Origin of the sequence: Amycolatopsis thermophila (assembly GCF_030814215.1) — a bacterium.
Taxonomy (GTDB): Bacteria; Actinomycetota; Actinomycetes; order Mycobacteriales; family Pseudonocardiaceae; genus Amycolatopsis_E; species Amycolatopsis_E thermophila.
Window position 1 is genome coordinate 5465999 of record NZ_JAUSUT010000001.1, and the last position, 15228, is coordinate 5481226.

A 15228-nucleotide genomic window follows, 5' to 3' on the forward strand; every position below is an offset into this window, starting at 1 on the left:
CTACGCGGACACGTTCGCCCCGATGAGGAGGAACCCCAGGATGTCGCTGGTCGCGCAGGCGCGGGAGATGGCGGACGACCTCGTCCGCCTCCGGCGCGCATTGCACCAGGAGCCCGAGATCGGCTTGCACCTGCCGCGCACCCAGGAGCGGGTGCTGAGCGCGCTCGACGGCCTGCCGCTGGACATCACCACCGGACGGGACTGCACGTCGGTCACCGCGGTGCTGCGCGGGCGGGGCCCCGGCGTGGTGCTCCTGCGGGCCGACATGGACGCGCTGCCCGTCCAGGAGGAGACCGGCCTGGACTTCGCGTCCCGGATCGACGGCGCGATGCACGGATGCGGACACGACCTGCACACCGCCATGCTCGTCGGCGCGGCCCACCTCCTCGCCGCGCGGCGCGACGAACTCGACGGCGACGTGGTGTTCATGTTCCAGCCGGGGGAGGAAGGCTGGGAAGGCGCGCGGACGATGATCCGCGAAGGCGTCCTGGACGCGGCGGGCCGGCGTCCCGACGCCGCCTACGCGGTGCACGTGTTCTCCACCCTCGGGCCGGCGGGCCGGTTCTCGAGCCGTCCCGGCGTGGCGCTCGCGGCATCCGCGACGCTGCGCGTCACCGTCCGCGGCGAGGGCGGCCACGGGTCCACCCCGCACCAGGCCAAGGACCCGGTTCCCGTCCTCGCGGAAATGGTCACCGCCCTGCAGACCGCCGTCACCCGCCAGTTCGACGTGTTCGACCCGGTCGTCCTGACGATCGGGGTCCTGCGGGCGGGCACGCGCAGCAACGTCATCCCCGCCACCGCGACGTTCGAGGCCACCATCCGCACCTTCTCATCCGCGTCGGGGCGGCGGATGCGGGAGGTGGCCCTGCGGGTGGTGTCCGGCATCGCGCAGGCGCATGGCCTGGACGTCGAGGCGGACTACGCCGAGGGCCGCCCGCCCACGCTGAACGACCCCGGCGAGACCGCGTTCGCCCGCGACGTGATCACCGAAACGTTCGGCGACGACCGGTACGCCCCGCTGGCCAACCCGTTCACCGGCGCCGAGGACTTCTCCCGCGTCCTGGAGGAGGTGCCCGGGTGCTTCCTCGCGCTGGGGGCGCTCCCGCCCGGCGCGGATCCGGACAAGGCGCCCTTCAACCACAGCCCCCGCGCCGTCTTCGACGACTCCGTCCTGCCCGACGGTGCTGCCCTGTTCACCGAGCTGGCCCGCCGCCGGCTCCACCTCACCTCCCGGAAAGGCCGCCGATGACCCACACCGCCCAGCCCAGCACCACCCGGACCACCCGGCGCACGCCGCAGCTCGTCGGCACCGCGCTGGGCCACGCCCTGGAGTGGTACGACTGGGGCATCTACGCGATCTTCGTGCCGTTCTTCGCCACCCAGTTCTTCCACCAGGGAAACCAGCTTTCGGCCGTGCTGTCGAGCCTCGCCGTCTTCGCCGTGGGGTTCGTCGCGCGGCCGCTCGGCGGCTTCGTGTTCGGCTGGCTGGCGGACCGCATCGGGCGCAAGACCGCCATGTCGGCGACCGTGGCGACCATCGCCGTGGCCAGCTTCGCCATCGGCGTCTCGCCGACCTACGCCGGCGTCGGTGCGTGGGCTTCGCTGATCCTGCTGGTGGCCCGCGTCGTGCAGGGACTCGCCTGCGGGGGCGAGCTCCCGTCGGCCCAGACCTACCTCTCGGAAATCGCGCCCGCGGGCAAACGCGGCGCCTGGTCCAGCCTGATCTACATCGCCAGCGTCTTCGGCAACACCGTGGGGGTGCTGCTCGGCCTGGTCCTGACCCTCACCCTGTCCGCCGCCCAGATGCACGCGTTCGGCTGGCGGATCCCGTTCCTGCTCGGCGGCGTGTTCGGTCTGGTGGCCGTCTACATGCGACGGAAGATGTCCGAGACGGAGACCTTCGCGAAGGCCGGCCGCGACCGGTCCCCGTTGTGGCCCGAGCTCGTGCGGCACCGCACGGAGGCGCTGCGCGTGATCGGCCTGTCCGTCGGCTTCACGGTCGTCTACTACTCGTGGGTCGTGGCCGCGCCGGCCTACGCCATCAGCTCCCTGCACCTGTCCTCGTCCGGCGCGTTGTGGGCCGGAGTGGCCTCGAGCGTGGTCCTGATGGCCGTGATGCCGTTCTGGGGCAGGCTGTCCGACCGGATCGGGCGCAAGCCCGTCCTGCTGATTTCCACGATCGGCGGTGCGGTCGTGCTCTACCCGGTGCAGTTTCTCGTGCGGGACAACGCGTGGCAGCTCTTCGCGGGCATGACCATCGCCGCGGTGTTCATCTCCGCGGGGGTGTCGATCCTGCCTGCGGTGTACGCGGAGATGTTCCCCACCCGCATCCGGGCCGTCGGGCTGGCCGTACCGTACTCGGTGGCGGTGGCGATCTTCGGCGGAACGGCCCCGTACCTGCAGACCTGGATCGGCGCCAGCCTGGGGCAGTCGTCCTACACCGGCTACGTGGTGGTCCTGCTGCTCGTGTCCGCCGTGGTGATCGCCAGGATGCCGGAGACCCGCGGAAAGGACCTCACGTGAGCGACTCCCTCCTCGGCGCGCTCGCCGCCGCCCGGATCATCGACCTCGCGCAGCCGCTGCGGGAGGGCATGCCCTGCTCACCCACGCACCCGGGGTTCCACCTGGCGCTGACCCGCCGTCACGGGGACGCGGCCAGGCCGGACGGGATGACCGGGTCGCACGAGCTGATCGTGTTCGGCGGTCACGTCGGCACCCACATGGACGCGCTGTCGCACGTCGCGGTGGACGGCCGCTTCCACGGGGGAGCGCCGGTCACGGTGGAGAACGGCCGCTACGCCAGTCACGGGATCGACGAGGTGGCGCCGATGGTGTGCCGGGGCGTGCTCGTCGACGTTCCCGCGCTGCGCGGCGTCGGCCGGCTGCCGGCGGGGGAGCCCGTCACCGCCGAGGACCTGCGAAACGCCGACGTCCGCCCGGGCGACGTCGTGCTCATCCGGACCGGATGGGCTCAGCTGTGGCACGACCGCGACGCCTACCTGGGCACGGACAGCGGCGTGCCGGGTCTCACGGCCGACGGCGCGCAGCACCTGGCCGCCGCCGGTGTCCGCGCGGTCGGCGCCGACACGATCGCGCTGGAGCACGTTCCGGCCGGATCCGGCCTGGCGAGCCTGCCCGTGCACCGGATCCTCCTGCAGGACAACGGGATCAACCTGATCGAGGTGATGAACCTCGAGCCGCTGGCCCAGGCCGGCGCGGGCGAGTTCGTCTTCGTCGGCGCGCCCCTGCCGATCGTCGGAGCGACCGGGGCGCCGATCCGCCCGCTGGCGTTGGTGGAGGGCCCGCCGGACCGGGTCACCCCCGGCTGAACGGGTCCGGCATCGGCGGGGCCGCGGACCGGTCCGGGCACAGCAGGTCCGCGACGATGACCGCGACCGCGCTGATCACCACGACGACCCCGATCGAGACCAGCGTGGTCAGGCCGGCCAGGCCCGCCACGACGGCGTCGGCGAGTCCCAGCGCGGCCGCCGTCCCGGCCGGCCACCTCACGAACCGGCTCCGCCGTGCCGGGGCGGTGCCGGTTCGCGGCTCGGGCCAGGACGACGGGCCGCGCGGTGATTCGGCGAAGAGCCCGGCCAGCGTCGCCAACCCCGGCTCGGCCGACAGGTCCCACTCGATCGCGGCGAGTGCTCGACGCTGCTGGGACGACAAGGTCATGACTGCTCCCTCGGCGGCCTGCGCCGGCCACGTCGGCGCGGGCCGCCCCGACTCAGCCGGCGGTCCCGAAGGACTTGATCTCTTCTTCCTCCTGGGGGGTGAGCTCGCGCGGCGCCTCTCCGTGGTCGAGTTTCGCGCGCTGGATGCGATGCCGGATGTCGTCGACGACCTCCGGGTTCGCGAGCGTGGACACGTCCCCGACGTCGGCGAAGTTGGAGATCCCGGCGATGACCCGCCGCATGATCTTCCCGGACCTCGTCTTGGGCATGTCGGACACGATCCACACGTGCTTCGGCCGGGCGATCTTGCCGATCTCCCGGTCGATGGCCACCGACACCTTGTTCTCGATCTCGGTGCTGGCCTGGCGACCGGGTTTGAGGGACACGTACATCTCGACCGCGCGTCCCCGCTCCTCGTCGACCACCGGGACCGCCGCGGCCTCGGCGACCTCGTCGACCGTCAGGCACGCCGATTCCAGCTCCTTGGTGCCCAGCCGGTGCCCGGCGACGTTGATCACGTCGTCGACGCGGCCGAGGATCCGGAAGTAGCCGTCGTCGGCCTGCACCGCCCCGTCACCGGCGAAGTACGGCCAGTCGTGCCAGTCCTTGCTCTGCGGGTTCCGGCAGTACTTCCGGTAGTAGGTGTCCACGAAGCGTTCGGGCTGGCCCCAGATTCCCTGGAACACACCCGGCCACGGGTTGCGGATGCAGATGTTGCCCGCGCGCCCGGTGCCCGCCTCGACCGTGTTGCCCTCCTCGTCGTAGATCACCGGGAAGATACCGAGCGCACCGGGCCCGCAGCTGCCCGGTTTCATCGGTTGCAACGCCGGCAGGGTGCTGCCGAGGAAGCCACCGGTCTCGGTCTGCCACCAGGTGTCCACGACCGCGGCCTCGCCCTTGCCCACGACACGGTGGTACCAGCGCCAGACCTCGGGCTCGATCGGCTCGCCCACGGTCGTCATGTGCTTGAAGTGGTAGTCGTACCGGGCGGGCTCGTCCGGGCCGAGCTTGCGCAGCATCCGGATCGTGGTGGGCGCGGTGTGGAAGATGTTCACACCCAGCCGCTCGGCGATCCGCCAGCAGCGCCCCGGATCGGGGTAGGTGGGCGCGCCCTCGTACAGCACGCTGGTCGTGCCCAGCGACAGCGGGCCGTAGACGATGTAGGAATGGCCGGTGATCCACCCGATGTCGGCGCAGCACCAGTAAGTGTCCTCCGGGTGGATGTCCTGGTAGTACTTCGACGTCCCGGCCACGTAGGCGAGGTACCCGCCGGTGGAGTGCTGGCATCCCTTGGGCCTGCCCGTGGTGCCGCTGGTGTACATCAGGAACAGCGGCGCGTCCGCGGGCATCGGCACGGGCTCCACCACCCGGCCGCGGTAGCGGGCGAGGACGTCGTCGGCGAAGGCGTCCCGGCCGTCGACCATCGGCGTGGCCGAGCTGTACCGGCCGGGATAGCGGCGGAACACCAGGACCCGGTCGACCTCCTGGCCCTGCCGGGCCGCCTCGGCCACCGCCTCGTCGGCCTTGGCCTTGTGGTCGACCAGCTGGCCGTTGCGGTGGTAGGCGTCCATCGTCACCAGGACCCGGCTGCCGGAGTCGGCGATCCGGCCGCCGCACGCGGCGCCGCTGAACCCGCCGAAGACCTCCGAGTGGATCACCCCCAGCCGGGCGCACGCCAGCATCGCCACCGGCAGCTCCGGCACCATCGGCAGGTGGAACGTGACCCGGTCGCCGGGCTCGAGCCCGCAGTCCTCGCGCAGCAGCGCCGCGAACTCGTTGACCCGCCGGTGGAGTTCCTGGTAGGTGATGACGACCGTCGCCTCGTCCTCGGGCTCGGGAACCCAGATGAACGCCGCCTTGTTGCGGTCGGCCGCCAGGTGCCGGTCCACGCAGTTGTAACAGGCGTTGAGCCGGCCACCCACGAACCACTGCCAGAACGGCGGATTACTGGTGTCCAGAATGGTGTGCCAGTAGGAGTCCCAGGTGAGCAGCTCGGCGTATTCGGCGAAACAGCCGGGAAAACGGTCCTCGGCGAAACGCTCGACGATGGCCGGGTCGGTGGCGTTGGCCTGGCCGATGAACTTCGGCGAAGGCGAGAAGTAGCCTTCCTCCCGCCAGTGCACCGCGATCTGTGATTCGGAAAGGGGAACCTCGTCCTCGATGGTCATGTGTCTCAGCCTCCCGGCCGATCTGGAAAACCGGCGGAAGGGGCTTCAGCGCGGATGATTCGCGCCAAAGCTCCTTCGTGCGCTCATCGATGCGGCGCCGATGACAGCGGGAACAGCGGCACCAGGGTCCGCTTCCAGGTGAAGTTGGTGACCCCCGCGAAGGAGGCGTACCAGGCCAGGACAGCCGTCACCAGGCCGAGCCAGCCACCCACCTTCGCCATGGCCGGCGAGGATGCCCACACCCCGATCGTCAGGAACAGGAAGGTCAGCGTCAGGAACACGAAGACGGCCAGCACGGCGCCGCTCACGCGCGCCGCGGCCACCGTCATGTAGGCGGTGAAGATCGTCCACGCCAGCAGGAACAGCCCGGTCGCGGTCGCCGCGCTGGCCCCGAGCCCGGGCTCGACGAACTTCACATATGCCGCGAAGGACAACCAGAACGCCCCGAACGAGGTGAACGCCAGCGCGCCGAAGGTGTTGCCCTTGCGGAACTCCCACATGCCGGCCAGGAACTGCGCCAGCCCGCCGTAGAAGAGGGCGAGCGGCAGCACCACGGCTTCCAGGGTGGTGTTGCTGATCAGATTGGCGTTGAACACGCTGAGCACGAAGGTCGTCATCGCGAACGCGGCCAGGCCCAGTGGTGCCGGATCGGCGATGTGGGCGCCCGGATCGACCTGTGGCGTGACCGGCGCTTCAACCGCACCTTTCTCCGTATGTACCATCACAACTCCTTCTCGCGGACAACCGGCTAGAAGCCGACGCCATCGTTGTGTGACGTACATCTCAGATTAGTCCGGTGTGGCGATATCCACCCGCTGCGCGCAATCGGTCAAGCGGGTGTGGGGCGGGCGCACCGCGGGCACTCGCGGGCGGGCGCCGGCCATTTCCCCGCGCAGTACCGGCAGTAGTAGCGGCGCGCCCACCACACGACGGCCAGTGTGGGTACGGTCGCGGTGAGTAGCAGCCCGGCGCCCAGGCACGCGGGGACGGCGAGCAGGTCGCCGAGAGCCACCAGCACCACGGCGAGCGCGACGCCCGCCGAGAGCAGGAGCACCGCGAGGAACGACGGGGGACCGCCCGGCCGCATCCGGGCGAGACGGCGATCGAGCTCCGGGTCCGCCGCCTGCAGCGCGCGCTCCAGCTCGCGCAGCGCCCGCTCCTCGTCGTCGCTCAGCTTCACCCGTGCCTCTCCTTCACTACCGCTCGCCCAGGATAACGGCAGGGAAATCGCGATCAGCGGCCGAAGTGTCGCAGCTCGCCGCCGCCACCGGTCCCGGTCGCATAGCGCGACCGGCCGATCCCGCGGAGTGCCGGCCCGGGGGTCGCCGGGCGTGAGCTCAGGCGCCGGCGAGGACGGGCTTGACGGCGGCGACCGGCCGTAGCACTGGTAGACGGGCCGCACCGCGTGGCTTGCCCGCCCGGGCCCGGCGGCCGGATCGGCAGTTTCGCGCGGAGCGCGATCTGCCTGTGCATGCGGGCTGAGGGCGCCGACTCCTCCACGTAGCCGGGCGTGTCGTAGTAGTCGCCGAGGCTGGAGGTGTGGGTGAGGGGGTGGTGCACGATCCTGGATGCGATGTCCGCAGCCGCCGGGGAAGCTGCCGAGTCGGGCGCCGTGGGCGAGTCTTCCTCGCTCGACTCGCCCACGCGGTCGAGCGCGCGGGTCAGGCCGGGCGCCTGTTGCCACCGTTCGTCCGCGGCGAGCGCAGCCGCACCACCACCGCCGACGGCGGCGCCGGGCTCGGGTTGGCTCCGGGTCCGGCCGCCGACGCTCAGTTGTCGTTGTACCACTGCGCCGTGCGCTGGTAGGCGTACGGTGTGCCGGACTTGTGCAGGTAGACGCGGAAGTTGATGTAGGCGTTCTCCGGGAGGTCGTGTCCGCTCTCGCTGGCGTCGGCGAGGTCGCAGTTGCCGCTGCCGCCCGCGCTGAGGGTGTAGGAGCCGCCGTTCCAGTACACGTCGAGGCCGACCGCCCAGCCGTCCGGTTCCTGGTCGCAGACGTAGACGTAGTCACCGTGCTCGGTGAACCACGCGACGCCGCCGGGGTCCGGGTCGGCGGTTTGGACCTCGTGATCGATGGCGGCCGCTTCCGGCGCGCCCAGCAGCGCGGTCGTGGTGAGAACACCGGCACTGACGAGGCCGGCGAGCTTGCGTGAGCGTTTCATCGCACCCTCGTTTCGGTGGCAACAGGAGCTGTCCGTATCGGAATGATCTTCGCATTCCGCGGGTACGGGGAGTGGACGTCCCGCTGGCGCGTGGCTTCACCGTCCGCCGTGGAAAACCCCGTGTGGTGCCCCGATGTGCGGCGTCGGTGCGGTTTCGGTACGGGTTCTCGGTTGGACGGAGAGGAGGGGACAGGGACGGGCTCAGATCAGTGGACCCAGGTCACAGTCTCCGCTGCCGTCAGCGGCCAGACTCGACCGAGCCGGAGGTGACGGCGGCACACGAGACAGGACAGGAGCCTTTCCGATGCAGTACTGGCACTTCAGCGAGTGCGCATATCCCGATCTGCCGGATCCGGAGACCTACGACTCGGTGCGCGTCACCCTGCCGAACGGCGTCATCGACCCCGAGCACGCCGCCGGGCTGTGGGACCGCTACATCCGCGAGTGGCAGGTGGCGGACGAATGCGGCATGAACGTGATGGTGAACGAGCACCACCAGACCGCGACGTGCATGAACTCGGCAGCTCCGTTGCTTGCGGGAGTGCTCGCGCGCGTCACGACGAAGGCGCGGATCCTGATCCTGGGGAACCCGGTGGCCAACCGCAACGACCCGGTGCGGATCGCCGAGGAGATGGCGTTGGTCGATCTCCTCAGCCACGGCCGTCTGGACGTCGGGTTCGTTCGCGGTGTCCAGTACGAGGTGGGTGCGACGAACGCCAAGCCGTTCCGCATGACCGAGCGGATGTGGGAGGCCATCGAGCTCATCACGCGAGCCATGACGACGCACGACGGACCGTTCAACTGGGAGGGTGAGTTCTTCCACCATCGCCAGGTGAACATCTGGCCGCGTCCCTACCAGCGGCCGATGCCGCCCGTCTGGATCGCGACCGGTACGCCGGCGAGCGCCATTGCAGTCGCCGACCACGGCTACAAGATCGCCACGTTCCTCGGTGGCACGAAGGCGGCGCGGCAGCTGTTCCAGACTTATCGCGACCGGCTGGAGGAGACCGGCAAACCTGCCGTCGGCGACGACATGTTCGGGTACGCGGCTCTCGCCTACACCGGACGGACCGACGCGGAGGGCTTCGAGGGGGCCCGCAAGTTGCTGTGGTACCTCCGGAGCAACAAGGTGGCGAAGCCGTTCACCTACCCGCCGGGTTACATGCCGTACTTCGCCCGGGCTGCCATGCTGCGCGGTCCGCAGGCGTCGCGCTCGGGTGCACCGGCTCTGTCGCCGCTCCCGGACCTGACGACGATGTCCGTGGAGGACCTGATCGAGCAGGGCATCCTCTTCGCGGGCAGTCCCAAGACGGTCACGTCCCAGATCGAGCGCTTCTACACCGAGGTGGGAGGCGTTGGCCATCTCCTGCTCATGGGCCAGGCCGGTCACATGGAGCACGACGAGGCGGTGCGGGGCATCGAGCGCTTCGCCGGAGAGGTGGCGCCGGCCGTCGACAGGGTCACGGGCGGTGTCACCGTCTGAGCGAGGCATCCCGGCCGGCCAACGTGATCACACTGGCCGGCCTGGTTTCGCTTGAGCGGAGCGGATCCGCGACGACCATGGCAACGATTACGGCCTGAACGACGGCATCGCTAGCGCGCTGCCGACGCCGGTGAGCAACGCGTACTTGACCGGCCGGCGTTCCCGCAGCGCGGGGGTTCCCGCGATGATCTTCCACCGTGGTCCGGACGCGAGCACGGCGGGGCTGACGGCGCGACTCGCCCTGGACGCGATCGCCGCGCCGCGCGGCGGGACGGTGGCGGTGACGGGCGCCGCCGGCGCCGACCACGTCGTCGAGCGCGGCGCCGATGTCGCCGCCCGCATCCGCACGTTGGTGCCCGGCGGCGTCGCCGGCCTCGTGGACGGCTCGTGGCAGGCCGCCGAGGTCGTGCCCGCGATCGCCGACGGCGGGACGCCGGGCGAGGTGCGGGGCTGGTCCGGTCCGGCAGCGCGCGGCATCCGGGTGCGCCCGGGCCGGACCGTCTCCGCCGCCAGGCCGAGGACGGCACCCTGACCCTGCGCGTCGCCGAGGTGCTGGACTTTTCCCACCCCGACCGAGCCCGCACCGGCGAACCCGCCGGGCCGGTGCCTTCCAGAGCCAACTCCGCGGATCCAGGTCACAGTCATCGACGCGGCGGGAGACCAGACTCCTGCTGAGCGAACAGGACCGGACCGGATGGCGAGGGTGAGGGTGAGTGGAGATGGTGGTGTACGTGCCCGACGACGGGCGAGGGGTGCCACAGTTGTGCAGGGCCGAGGACCTGGGCGCGCTGTCGGTCCGCGCCGCGGCGGGCGCACCGCGGTGGGAGCTCCTGTCGCGGACGCTGGGCGCCGCCGGCGCGGGTGAGGTCGCCGGCGAGCACGCCTGGCTCGACGTCGCGTGGCTGCGCTCCGCGGCTGGTGATCGCGATCAGAACTGGCACGACGGGTTCACCCGCATGCTCGCCTACGCCTCGGATCTGGGCTGGGTCAGCGCCGACGGTGGCCGGGTCCGCGCGCACGTCGAGTGGGGGCGGTGACCGTGCCCGGGAAGTTCGGAGGCAGGACCGCGATCGTCACCGGTGCCAGCCGCGGCATCGGGTTCGCCATCGCGGAGCGACTGGTCAGCGAAGGTGCGCGGGTGGTGATCACCGCCCGCCAGAAGGAGGCGCTCGACGAGGCCGTCGCTCGTCTCGGTGGCCCGGAGGTGGCGCTCGCCGTGGCCGGCAAGGCCGACGACACCGCGCACCAGGCCGAGGCGGTCGGTCAGGCTGTCGAGCGGTTCGGCAGCCTCGACATGCTGGTGAACAACGCGGGCGTCAACCCGTGGTACGGCCCGATGGTCGAGCTCGACCTCGGCGTGGCCCGCAAGGTCGTCGAGGTCAACTGCATCGCGGCGTTGTCCTGGGTGCAGCACGCCCACCGCGCGTGGATGGGGGAGCACGGTGGGGCGATCGTCAACGTCGCGTCCCATTCGGCGATCTCCCCCGCGCCGGGGGTCGGCTTCTACGGGGCCAGCAAGGCCATGCTCGTCGCGATGACCAGGCTGCTGGCCGTCGAGCTGGGCCCGGACATCCGCGTGAACGCGGTCGCGCCCGCGGTGGTGAAGACGAAGTTCGCCGCGGCCCTGTACGAGGGCCGGGAGGAGCAGCTGGCCGCGGCCTACCCGCTCAAGCGCCTGGGCGAGCCCGACGACGTCGGTGGCGCCGTCGCGTTCCTGTTGTCCGGGGACGCGTCGTTGCTCACCGGCCACCTGCTCGTCGTCGACGGTGGCGTGACTCTGGCCGGGGTGACCGCATGACGGTCGCGGGTCAGGGCGTGGTCGTCACCGGCGCCGCGGGCGGGATCGGTAAGGCGCTGGCCGCGCGGCTGGTCGCCGGGGGAGCACGCGTCGTGATCAACGACCTGGACCCCGTTGCGACGGAGGCGGCGGCGGCCGAGATCGGTGCGTACGCCGTGCCGGGCGATGCCGCGTCCGTGGCCGGCATCGTGGCGCTCGTCTCGGCCGCGCGCGAGCACCTGGGCCAGGTCGACGCGTGGTTCGCCAACGCCGGGATCGTGCGGGGCTACGGCCTGGACGCGAGCGAGGTCGCGTGGGCGGCGAGCTGGGAGGTCAACACGATGGCCCACGTCCGCGCCGCCCGGCTCCTGGTCCCCGGCTGGCTGGCACGCGGTGGCGGGCGGTTCGTGGTGACCGCGTCGGCCGCGGGTCTGCTGACCGCGCTCGGTACCGCGACCTACTCGGTGAGCAAACACGCCGTGCTCGCCTTCGCCGAGTGGTTGTCCGCGACCTACCGGCACCGCGGGATCGTGGTCCAGGCGATCTGCCCGCAGGGGGTGCGGACCGGCATGCTCGCGGCGAGCGGGCCGATGCGCACGGTGCTGGCCGACGGCGCGGTGACTCCCGAGGACGTGGCCGAGCTGACGTGGCAGGCACTGCACGACGACCGTTTCCTGATCCTCCCGCACCCCGAAGCCGGCGACCACTACCGGCACCGGGCCACCGACACCGACCGCTGGCTCGGCGGGATGAACAAGCTCCAGCGGCACCTCGAACAGGACGGGGCGGCCCGGTGAGCCACCTCCCGGGCCTGGATCTGACAAGGCTGGCCGGCTGGCTCGCCGCCGAGCGGCCCGGCCAGGCCGGAGCGACGCTGTCGGCGCGCCTGATCGCCGGTGGCCGGTCGAACCTGACCTACGAGATCGGTGACGGCGAGCGCGCCTGGGTGCTGCGCAGGCCGCCGCTCGGGCACGTGCTCGCCACCGCCCACGACGTGGCGCGCGAGTACCGGGTCATGGCCGCGCTCGAGGGCACTGGCGTGCCGGTGCCCGCCACCTACGCGCTGTGCACGGACGACTCGGTCATCGGGGCGCCCTTCTACCTCATGGAGAAGGTCGACGGTACCCCGTTCCGGAGCGCGGCGGAGCTGGCGCCGCTCGGGCCGGAACGGGTCCGGCGGATCTCGCTCCGCCTGGTCGACACGCTGGTCGCACTGCACGACGTCGACCCCGCCGAGGTGGGGCTGGCGGATTTCGGTCGCGCCGAGGGGTTCCTGGACCGGCAGGTGCGGCGCTGGAGCGCCCAGCTGGCCGCCTCCCGCACCCGCGACCTGCCGCGTGCCGGACAACTGCACTCCCTGCTGGCGTCGAACATCCCGGCCCAGTCCGCGCCCGGAATCGTGCACGGGGACTACCGCCTCGACAACGTGCTCGTCGACTCCACCGACCACCCCGCGGCGGTCATCGACTGGGAGATGGCCACCCTCGGCGATCCGCTGACGGACCTCGCACTGCTGATCGCCTACCAGAAGCTGAGCCGGCTCCCGGGCGGCGATCTCGTCACCGACGCCGCTTCGGCACCGGGACACCTCACCGAGGACGAAGTGCGAAGCCGCTACCGCGCGCGCAGCGGTCGCGACCCGGCGCACTTCGGTTTCCACCTCGGGCTCGCCTGCTACAAGCTGGCCGCGATCGTCGAGGGAATCCATTACCGGCACCTGCGCGGTCAGACCGTGGGCACCGGGTTCGACGGGATCGGCGCGCTGACCGGGCCCCTGCTGGAAATCGGGCTCGCTGCCCTGAAGGAGGACCGCTGATGGACTTCGCCTACGACTCCCGCACCGAGGACCTGCGCGGGCGGCTGCTGGAGTTCATGGCCGCACACGTCCACCCGGCGGAACCGGTGTTCGAGCGGCAACTGTCCGAACTGGACAACCCGTGGGCGTGGGACTCGGCGCCGGTGCTGTCGCAACTGCGGGCGGAGGCGCGCAAGCAGGGGCTGTGGAACCTGTTCCTCCCCGGGGCGAACGGCGCCGGCCTCACCAACCAGCAGTACGCGCCGCTGGCGGAGATCACCGGGCGGAGCCCGCACCTGGCGCCCGCCGCCCTCAACTGCGCGGCGCCGGACACCGGCAACATGGAACTACTGGCGCAGTTCGGCACCGACGCGCAGAAGCACCAGTGGCTGGAACCGCTGCTGTCCGGGCGGATCCGGTCCTCGTTCGCGATGACCGAACCCGACGTCGCGTCCTCGGACGCCACCAACATCGCCACCCGTATCGAGCGCGACGGCGACCACTACGTGATCAACGGGCGCAAGTGGTGGATCACCGGGGCGATGAACCCCAATGCCGCGATCTTCATCGTCATGGGCAAGTCCGATCCGGACGCCGAGCGGCACCGCCAGCAGTCGATGATCCTCGTCCCGCGGGACACGCCCGGCGTCCGGGTGACCCGGGCGATGCGCGTCCTGGGCTACGACGACCGCGAACACGGAGGACACGCCGAACTGCGTTTCGACGACGTCCGGGTCCCCGCCGCGAACCTCATCGGCGGCGAAGGGGACGGCTTCGCCATCGCACAGGCCCGGCTCGGGCCGGGCCGCATCCACCACTGCATGCGGGCCATCGGGATGGCCGAACGCGCACTCGACCTGATGTGCGCCCGGGCGGAGGAGCGGGTCGCCTTCGGCAAGCCGCTGTCCGGCCAGGGAGTCGTCCGCGACTGGATCGCCGAGTCCCGCGTGCGGATCGAGCAGCTGCGCCTGCTCACCCTCAAGGCGGCTTGGCTGATGGACACGCGCGGCAACAAGGCCGCGCACACCGAGATCCAGGCGATCAAGATCGCGACCCCGGTGACCGTCCAGTGGGTGCTCGACAAGGCGATCCAGGTGCACGGAGGCGGTGGGCTGTCACAGGACTTCCCGCTCGCCTACGGCTTCGCCCTCGCCCGCATGCTGCGGTTCGTCGACGGTCCGGACGAGGTCCACAAGGACGCACTCGCCCGCCGCGAACTACGCCGGGCCGCCGCGCGGCGACCGGCACAGGACCGGTGAGCACCAGGGCCGAAGTCCCGGACCCAGGTCACAGTCATCGCCGCCGCCGGGCGGCAGGCTTCAGCTACCAAGCCCCCGTGGGGCAGTGTTTGGAGGCACAGTGCAGACGCTCGATCTTGTCAGCGCCGACAGCGGCATCGAGTTCGGAGCCGGCGTGCACCTCGACGCTCGGCGCGAGGGGAACGGCAGCCGGGTCGCCCTGGTCCTGCCGGGCGCCGAGCGCGCCGAGGAGGACGCAGCGTTCCTGGCGGCGCTCGCGAACGACTTCACCGTGGTCGCGCCGAGCCACCCGGGCTTCGGCCGATCGCCCCGGCCGGACTGGTGCACCTCGGTCGACGACCTGGCCTACCTCTACCTCGACTGGCTCGACCGGTCCGGGCTGACCGGCGTCACCGTCGTCGGTCTCCAGTTCGGCGGCTGGGTCGCCCTGGAGATGGCGGTGCGCAGCTGCGCGCGGATCTCCCGTCTCGTGCTCGTCGACTCGGTGGGCGTCAAGCTCGGCGGGCCGCTCGACCGGGAGATCGTCGACCTCTTCGCGACACCGCGGACCGAGCTGGACAAGCGCCTCTACGCGGACACGAGCTTCGCGCTGGGCGACCTCGCGCACGCCCGGGAAGAGGACGCCCTCGAGGTGGCGCGCAACGAAGAGGCCCTCGCGATGTACGGGTGGGAGCCCTACCTGCACAACCCGCGGCTGCTCCACTGGATGTGGCGCATCCGCGTGCCGTCCCTGGTGATCTGGGGCGGGCAGGACGGCATCGTCGCGCCCGGCTACGGGCGCGAGCTGGCCGCGCGCATCCCCGGTGCGCGGTTCGAGCAGGTCGACCGCGCCGGGCACCGTGCTCAGGTGGAGTGCCCGGCGGAGATCGCCAAGCTGATCTCCGCCGCCTGATCCCCCCGGAACCAG

Annotated in this window: 16 protein-coding genes; 11 read left to right on the top strand and 5 right to left on the bottom strand. The window is 71.4% G+C overall.

What is annotated here, in order from left to right; all coding sequences use genetic code 11:
* The first annotated feature begins 40 nt into the window (after window positions 1-40).
* The 3 genes from FB470_RS26790 to FB470_RS26800 are packed head-to-tail and all read left to right on the top strand — an operon-like array spanning window position 41 to window position 3329.
* Entirely contained in the window at window positions 41-1249 is a 1209-nt protein-coding gene (locus FB470_RS26790) for a M20 metallopeptidase family protein (protein ID WP_306996007.1), read from the top strand.
* Entirely contained in the window at window positions 1246-2523 is a 1278-nt protein-coding gene (locus tag FB470_RS26795) for an MFS transporter (RefSeq protein ID WP_306996009.1), read from the top strand. Before FB470_RS26790 ends, FB470_RS26795 begins: the two co-directional genes overlap by 4 nt.
* Window positions 2520-3329: a cyclase family protein gene (locus tag FB470_RS26800; RefSeq protein WP_306996011.1), complete on the top strand. Its 810-nt coding sequence runs from the start codon at window positions 2520-2522 to the stop codon at window positions 3327-3329. The genes FB470_RS26795 and FB470_RS26800 overlap by 4 nt, the downstream gene beginning before the upstream one ends.
* Here FB470_RS26800 and FB470_RS26805 read toward each other — a convergent pair.
* The 5 genes from FB470_RS26805 to FB470_RS26825 form a co-directional block, all read right to left on the bottom strand.
* The gene (locus FB470_RS26805) at window positions 3316-3678 is read right to left on the bottom strand and encodes a DUF3040 domain-containing protein (RefSeq protein ID WP_306996012.1); all 363 of its coding nucleotides are present in this window, start codon (window positions 3676-3678) and stop codon (window positions 3316-3318) included. The genes FB470_RS26800 and FB470_RS26805 overlap by 14 nt on opposite strands.
* Window positions 3679-3730: 52 nt before the next feature.
* Window positions 3731-5845 (bottom strand): acetate--CoA ligase, encoded by a 2115-nt coding sequence (gene acs / locus FB470_RS26810; protein WP_306996014.1) that lies wholly within the window; start codon window positions 5843-5845, stop codon window positions 3731-3733.
* An 83-nt stretch (window positions 5846-5928) separates the two neighbouring features.
* The gene (locus FB470_RS26815; protein WP_306996016.1) at window positions 5929-6567 is read right to left on the bottom strand and encodes an acetate uptake transporter; all 639 of its coding nucleotides are present in this window, start codon (window positions 6565-6567) and stop codon (window positions 5929-5931) included.
* Window positions 6568-6674: 107 nt separating this feature from the next.
* Window positions 6675-7025: a DUF3040 domain-containing protein gene (locus FB470_RS26820; protein WP_306996018.1), complete on the bottom strand. Its 351-nt coding sequence runs from the start codon at window positions 7023-7025 to the stop codon at window positions 6675-6677.
* A 589-nt stretch (window positions 7026-7614) separates the two neighbouring features.
* On the bottom strand, window positions 7615-8007 hold the full coding sequence (locus FB470_RS26825; RefSeq protein WP_306996020.1) for a hypothetical protein: 393 nt from the start codon (window positions 8005-8007) through the stop codon (window positions 7615-7617).
* Between the two features lie 304 nt (window positions 8008-8311).
* On the opposite strand from FB470_RS26825, the gene FB470_RS26830 reads away from it, so the two are divergent.
* The 8 genes from FB470_RS26830 (at window position 8312) to FB470_RS26865 (ending at window position 15213) form a co-directional block, all read left to right on the top strand.
* Window positions 8312-9490 carry an LLM class flavin-dependent oxidoreductase gene (locus FB470_RS26830; RefSeq protein WP_306996022.1) on the top strand — a complete coding sequence of 393 codons (1179 nt, stop codon included), beginning with the start codon at window positions 8312-8314 and terminating at the stop codon, window positions 9488-9490.
* Window positions 9491-9674: 184 nt separating this feature from the next.
* Window positions 9675-10022 carry a hypothetical protein gene (locus FB470_RS26835; RefSeq protein WP_306996023.1) on the top strand — a complete coding sequence of 116 codons (348 nt, stop codon included), beginning with the start codon at window positions 9675-9677 and terminating at the stop codon, window positions 10020-10022.
* A 181-nt stretch (window positions 10023-10203) separates the two neighbouring features.
* Entirely contained in the window at window positions 10204-10527 is a 324-nt protein-coding gene (locus tag FB470_RS26840) for a hypothetical protein (protein ID WP_306996025.1), read from the top strand.
* The gene (locus tag FB470_RS26845) at window positions 10524-11288 is read left to right on the top strand and encodes an SDR family oxidoreductase (protein WP_370876576.1); all 765 of its coding nucleotides are present in this window, start codon (window positions 10524-10526) and stop codon (window positions 11286-11288) included. Before FB470_RS26840 ends, FB470_RS26845 begins: the two co-directional genes overlap by 4 nt.
* Window positions 11285-12064 carry an SDR family NAD(P)-dependent oxidoreductase gene (locus FB470_RS26850; protein ID WP_306996027.1) on the top strand — a complete coding sequence of 260 codons (780 nt, stop codon included), beginning with the start codon at window positions 11285-11287 and terminating at the stop codon, window positions 12062-12064. The genes FB470_RS26845 and FB470_RS26850 overlap by 4 nt, the downstream gene beginning before the upstream one ends.
* Complete coding sequence (locus FB470_RS26855) at window positions 12061-13083, top strand: phosphotransferase family protein (RefSeq protein ID WP_306996029.1); 1023 nt, start codon at window positions 12061-12063, stop codon at window positions 13081-13083. Before FB470_RS26850 ends, FB470_RS26855 begins: the two co-directional genes overlap by 4 nt.
* On the top strand, window positions 13083-14321 hold the full coding sequence (locus FB470_RS26860) for an acyl-CoA dehydrogenase family protein (RefSeq protein WP_306996031.1): 1239 nt from the start codon (window positions 13083-13085) through the stop codon (window positions 14319-14321). Before FB470_RS26855 ends, FB470_RS26860 begins: the two co-directional genes overlap by 1 nt.
* 100 nt (window positions 14322-14421) lie before the next feature.
* Complete coding sequence (locus tag FB470_RS26865; protein WP_306996033.1) at window positions 14422-15213, top strand: alpha/beta fold hydrolase; 792 nt, start codon at window positions 14422-14424, stop codon at window positions 15211-15213.
* Window positions 15214-15228: the final 15 nt, after the last annotated feature.